This is a genomic window from Rhodoblastus sp. (assembly GCF_041915505.1).
Classification (GTDB): Bacteria; Pseudomonadota; Alphaproteobacteria; order Rhizobiales; family Beijerinckiaceae; genus Rhodoblastus.
Window position 1 is genome coordinate 1 of sequence record NZ_JAYSBG010000232.1, and the last position, 5721, is coordinate 5721.

General features: G+C 64.3%; 6 protein-coding genes. 1 reads left to right on the top strand and 5 read right to left on the bottom strand.

Annotated elements, in window-relative coordinates:
* Positions 1-2241 (top strand): efflux RND transporter permease subunit (locus ACE3S9_RS13725; RefSeq protein ID WP_374547035.1); only part of this gene is annotated, 2241 nt, incomplete at its 5' end.
* 24 nt (positions 2242-2265) lie between these two features.
* Here ACE3S9_RS13725 and ACE3S9_RS13730 read toward each other — a convergent pair.
* From ACE3S9_RS13730 to ACE3S9_RS13750, 5 genes are all read right to left on the bottom strand, one after another.
* The gene (locus ACE3S9_RS13730; RefSeq protein ID WP_374547036.1) at positions 2266-2832 is read right to left on the bottom strand and encodes an HNH endonuclease; all 567 of its coding nucleotides are present in this window, start codon (positions 2830-2832) and stop codon (positions 2266-2268) included.
* Positions 2829-3002 (bottom strand): hypothetical protein, encoded by a 174-nt coding sequence (locus ACE3S9_RS13735; protein WP_374547037.1) that lies wholly within the window; start codon positions 3000-3002, stop codon positions 2829-2831. Before ACE3S9_RS13735 ends, ACE3S9_RS13730 begins: the two co-directional genes overlap by 4 nt.
* Before the next feature lie 269 nt (positions 3003-3271).
* The gene (locus tag ACE3S9_RS13740; RefSeq protein WP_374547038.1) at positions 3272-4153 is read right to left on the bottom strand and encodes a 3-hydroxybutyryl-CoA dehydrogenase; all 882 of its coding nucleotides are present in this window, start codon (positions 4151-4153) and stop codon (positions 3272-3274) included.
* Between the two features lie 69 nt (positions 4154-4222).
* Entirely contained in the window at positions 4223-5164 is a 942-nt protein-coding gene (locus tag ACE3S9_RS13745) for an electron transfer flavoprotein subunit alpha/FixB family protein (RefSeq protein WP_374547039.1), read from the bottom strand.
* Positions 5164-5721, bottom strand: a 558-nt coding sequence (locus ACE3S9_RS13750) for an electron transfer flavoprotein subunit beta/FixA family protein (protein WP_374547040.1), incomplete at its 5' end; no start/stop codon positions are given. The genes ACE3S9_RS13750 and ACE3S9_RS13745, both read right to left, overlap by 1 nt.

Consider the following 5721-nt stretch of genomic DNA (forward strand, 5'->3'; position numbering starts at 1 on the left):
CTGGCGCCGAGCCTGCCCAAGGGCGTGGAGATCGTCCCGGTCTATGACCGCTCGCAATTGATCCTCGCGGCGATCGACACCTTGCGTCACACTTTGTTCGAGGAAAGCCTGATCGTCGCGCTGGTCTGCGTGATTTTCCTGCTTCATGTCCGCAGCGCGCTGGTCGCCATTCTCATGCTGCCGGTCGGCGTGCTGATGGCCTTTGCGGCGATGAAGGCGCTTGGCCTCGGCGCCAATATCATGAGCCTCGGCGGCATAGCTATCGCCATCGGCGCCATGGTCGACGCGGCCATCGTGATGATCGAAAACGCCCACAAACATCTGGAGCGGGCGCCGCCGGGCAAGCCGAGGCTCGACATCCTTATCGAGGCGGCGACCGAGGTCGGGCCGGCTCTGTTCTTCAGCCTGCTGGTCATCACCGTGTCCTTCCTGCCGATTTTCACGCTGGAATCGCAGGAGGGGCGGCTGTTCGGCCCGCTGGCCTATACCAAGACCTTCGCCATGGCGGCGGCGGCGCTGTTGTCGGTGACGCTGGTCCCCGCGCTGATGGTGATTTTCGTGCGCGGAAAAATCATCGCCGAAAGCCGGAATCCGATCAACCGCCTGCTGATCGCGCTTTATCGTCCGGCGATCCGGCTGGTGCTGCGCGCTCGCGTGCTGACGATCCTGCTGGCATTGGGGGCGCTCGCCATCACGATTTGGCCCGCGCGCCAGATCGGCGGCGAATTCATGCCGACGCTGAACGAGGGCGCGCTGCTCTATATGCCGACGACCTTGCCCGGCCTTTCGGTCACCAAGGCGGCCGAGCTGTTGCAGCGGCAAGACCGGATCATCAAGAGCTTTCCCGAGGTCGAATCGGCCTATGGCAAGGCGGGCCGCGTCTCCAGCGCGACCGATCCGGCGCCGACCGAAATGTTCGAGACTGTGATCCAGCTCAAGCCGAAAGAGCAATGGCGGCCGGGCCTGACCATCGACAAGCTGGTCGCGGAAATGGATGCGGCCCTGCAATTTCCCGGCGTGTCGAACGCCTGGACCATGCCGATCAAGGGCCGCCTCGACATGCTCTCGACCGGCATACGCACGCCGGTCGGCGTCAAGATTTTCGGGCGCGATCTCAATCAGATCGAGGCCCTGGCGCGGCAGGTCGAAACCGTTCTGAAAAAGGTTCCCGGAACGTCGAGCGCCTATGCCGAACGGATCATCGGCGGCTATTACCTCGAAATCGTCCCCGATCGCTCCGCCCTGGCGCGTTACGGCCTGACCATCGGCGACGTTCAGGAGGTGATTGCGACGGCTTTAGGCGGCGAGACCGTGACGACAACGGTCGAGGGCCGCGAACGCTATGGCGTCACGATCCGCTATCCGCGCGACTTCCGCTCTGACCCTCGAGCGATCGCGAATGAGGTTCTGGTTCCCTTGCCGACCGGCGGGACCGCGCCGCTCGGAGAGGTCGCCAAGGTTGAATTGGTGCGCGGGCCGACCGCGATCCGCACCGAGAACGGCCAGCTCGCGGCCTATGTCTATGTCGATGTCCGCGACCGCGACATCGCGTCCTACGTCGCCGAGGCGCGGCAGGCCGTGGCCGGGTCGGTCCCGTTCCCGCCGGGCTATTACGTCGCCTGGAGCGGGCAGTTCGAATATATGGAGCGCGCCGCCGCGAAGATGAAAATCGTCGCGCCGATCACGCTGCTCGTGATCTTCCTGCTGCTCTATCTCAATTTCCAGCGGCTCACCGAGACCCTGATCGTCATGGCCTCGCTGCCTTTCGCTCTGGTCGGCGGCGTCTGGCTGATGTGGTGGCTTGACTTTAACATGTCGGTCGCCGTGGCGGTCGGCTTCATCGCGCTCGCCGGCGTCGCAGCCGAGACCGGCGTCGTGATGCTGATCTATCTGGATCAGGCGCGGCGGGAGGTCGCGGCGCAATGCGCCGCCGTCGGCAGGCCGTTCGGGCGCGCCGATCTGCACAGGGCGGTCATGATCGGCGCGGTCGAACGCGTCCGGCCAAAAATGATGACGGTCGCCGCGATCACGGCAGGGCTGCTGCCGATCCTGTGGAGCACGGGCGCGGGCTCCGAGGTCATGCAGCGCATCGCCGTGCCGATGATCGGCGGCATGGTTTCGTCAACCCTGCTGACGCTGATCGTCATTCCGGCGCTCTACGACCTGATCATCGGCCTTTCGCTGCCGCGCGCGGCGGGCGAGGCGCAGGCTCCGGTCGGCGAACCCACGGCGGCGGAATGAGCATGGGCCGAAGGTCAACCGACCCTAGACCTCGAGTTCGGCGTCCCAATACAGGAAGTCGTTCCAGGTCTTGTGCAATTCGCTATTCGCCTGCGGAACGCGGCGCGCGATCATGTCCAGTTGATAGGGCGTCGGCTCGAAGGGCGGGCGCCGGAGCTTCAGCCCCGCCTGTTTGGGCGTCATGTCCGCCTTCAGCAGATTGTCGCGCTGGCAGCAGGCCACGATATTCGACCAGGTGGTGTGGCCGCCCTTGGATCGCGGAAGGACGTGATCGAAGGTCAAATCCTTGGCCAGCGCTTTCTGCCCGCAATATTGGCAGGTGAATTCGTCGCGCAAGAAGACATGATAGCGCGTGAAGGCGATGGTCTTGCGGCGGTGATAGGCCTTCAGCGCGACGACCGACGGCACTTCGAAGGATTTGTTGGCGGAACGCACGACGACGTCTTCATAGGTCGCGACGGGATAGACCCGGCCCTTCAGCAAGGCGACCAAAGCGTCCTGCCAGCTCCAGATCGACAACGGCGCCCAGCTCACCGGCTGCATGTCGGCGTTGAGAACGAGCGTGCGTAGATTGGCGACCGCGGCGTTCATGCGCCTCCCCGCAGGGTTCGGACGAGAAATCCATCAAACGCCCGATGAAGGGCGTCGTCAAACGGGATCCGCTGGTCGGGTCGTTGAGAGGAGAGCCGCCGAAGCGCGGCCGGGGCGCCCGCCGTTTCCGCATCGAGCGCCACAAGGCGCTTCTGCAGAACGGCGGCCATCACGCCGCCCTCCCTTTCCTGGGATGGCGCGCCGCGCTTTTGGGATGATGCGCTGCGCGCGCGGAATCGGCAGCACAGGCGGAATCGGGGGCAAAAGAAAGGCGCGCCGGGCGAAGCCCCGCTTTGGGCGTCGACTGAGTCTGACCAGACATTGGCCGCCTCCTTAAAAACGACTCGATTGACGAGCCGATTCTTGGATGCGGATAATGTATAGTGCCGATGACGCCTTTGTGAAGGCTTTGGCGATAATTTCCCGCCGCTGCGTCGTTTTATCGCGTCGGGATCGGCGCGCCGCTGCGATAGTCGTAGAAGCCGCGCTGCGCTTTGCGGCCGAGCCAGCCGGCCTCGACATATTTCACCAGCAGCGGGCAGGGCCGGTATTTCGAATCGGCCAGACCCTCATGCAGCACCTGCATGATCGACAGGCAGGTGTCGAGACCGATGAAATCGGCGAGCTGGAGCGGGCCCATCGGATGGTTCGCGCCGAGCCGCATCGCGGTATCAATGGCGTCGACCGTGCCGACCCCCTCGTAAAGGGTGTAGATCGCCTCGTTTATCATCGGCAGCAGGATACGATTGACAATGAAAGCCGGGAAATCCTCCGACACCGTCACGGTCTTGTGCAGCTTCTCGATATAGGCGCGGGCGGCGGTGAAGGTTTCGTCCTCCGTCGCAATGCCGCGAATAAGCTCGACCAATTGCATGCGCGGAACGGGATTCATGAAATGAATGCCGATGAAGCGGCTGGCGCGATTGGTGGTCGAGGCCAGGCGGGTGATCGAAATCGACGACGTATTGGTCGCGATGATCGTTTCGGCTTTCAGCGGAAGGCAAACCTCCGCCAGGATGGCGCGCTTGACCTCTTCATTCTCCGTGGCCGCCTCGATGACGAGATCGGCGTCGGCGAGATCGTTGAAGGTCGGCGCCGGTTTGATGCGCGCTATGGCCGTCGCCTTGTCCGCGGCGCTCAGGGCGTCGCGCTCGACAAGGCGGTTCAGATTGCCGTCGATCTTGGCGATGGCGCCGTGAATCCGGTCCTCCGAAAGGTCATTCATGATGACGTCAAAACCGGCGAGCGCGCTGACCTGCGCTATGCCGCTGCCCATTTGGCCAGAGCCGACGATGCCGATTTTGCGAATTTCGAAGGCCATGATCCATTCCTGAGCGGTTCATGAAAGCGGCGGCGATCATAGGTCACAATCGCCGCCGCCGCATTTAGCCTAACGTCCGATTTTGGCGAGTTCGTCCTTGAGTTCCGGCAGCGCGCTGTAGAGATCGGCGACGAGGCCATAGTCGGCGACCTGGAAGATGGGGGCTTCCTCGTCCTTGTTGATGGCGACGATGACCTTGGAGTCTTTCATGCCGGCGAGATGCTGGATCGCGCCGGAAATCCCCACCGCGATGTAAAGCTCCGGCGCCACCACCTTGCCGGTCTGACCGACCTGCCAGTCGTTCGGCGCATAGCCGGCGTCGACGGCCGCGCGCGAGGCGCCCATGGCCGCGCCGAGCTTGTCGGCCACCGGCTCGATATAGGTCTTGAAATTCTCGGCGTTCTGCATCGCCCGGCCGCCCGAGATGATGACTTTCGCCGAGGTCAGCTCCGGACGATCCGAAACGGCGAGCGCCTCGCTCTTGAAGCTCGACAGCCCCGCCTCAGCCGGACCCGAAACCGCCTCGATCGCCGCCGAACCGCCTTCGGCCGTCGCGGCGAAGGTGGAGGTGCGCACCGTGATCACCTTCTTGGAATCGGTCGCCTGCACCGTCTGCACGGCGTTGCCGGCATAGATCGGGCGCTCGAACGTGTCGGGCGACACCACCTTGGAGATTTCCGACACCTGCGCCACGTCGAGCAAGGCGGCGACGCGCGGCAGCACGTTCTTGCCGGTCGAGGTCGCCGGGGCGACGATGGCGTCATAGGACGGCGCCAGCGCCACGATCAGATCGGCCAGAGGCTCGGCCAGGCCGTGCGAAAAAGCGTCGCCGCCAGCCGTCAGCACCTTGTCCACGCCCGAGAGTTTTGCGGCGGAATTGGCGGCTTCATCGCCCGCGCCGGCGACCAGAATATGCACCGGGCCGCCGAGCTGCGCGGCGGCGGTCAAAGCCTTGGCGGTGGAATCGTTGAGATGGCCGTTATGCACTTCGGCCAGGAGAAGAATCGTCATCAGAGCGCCCCCGCATCTTTCAACTTCGACACCAGCTCGGCGACCGAGCCCACTTTCACGCCGGCCTTGCGGGTCGGCGGCTCCGTGGTATTCAGCACCTTCAGACGCGGCGTGACGTCAACGCCGTAATCGGCGGGCGTCTTTTCGGCGATCGGCTTCTTCTTGGCCTTCATGATGTTCGGCAGCGAGGCGTAGCGCGGCTCGTTCAAGCGCAGGTCGGTGGTGACCACCGCCGGCGTCTTCAAGCTCACCGTCTGCAAGCCGCCGTCGACCTCGCGGGTGACGTCGACCGAGCCATCGGCCAATTCGACCTTGGAGGCGAAAGTGCCCTGGCCCCAGCCGAGCAATGCGGCGAGCATCTGGCCGGTCTGGTTGGAGTCATCATCAATCGCCTGTTTGCCGAGGATGATGAGGCCCGGCTGTTCTTCCAGCGCCACCGCCTTCAGGATCTTGGCGACCGCCAGAGGTTCGACGGTCTCGTCGGTCTTGACCAGCACGCCGCGGTCGGCGCCCATGGCGAGGCCGGTGCGCAGGGTCTCGGTCGCCTGCTGCGGGCC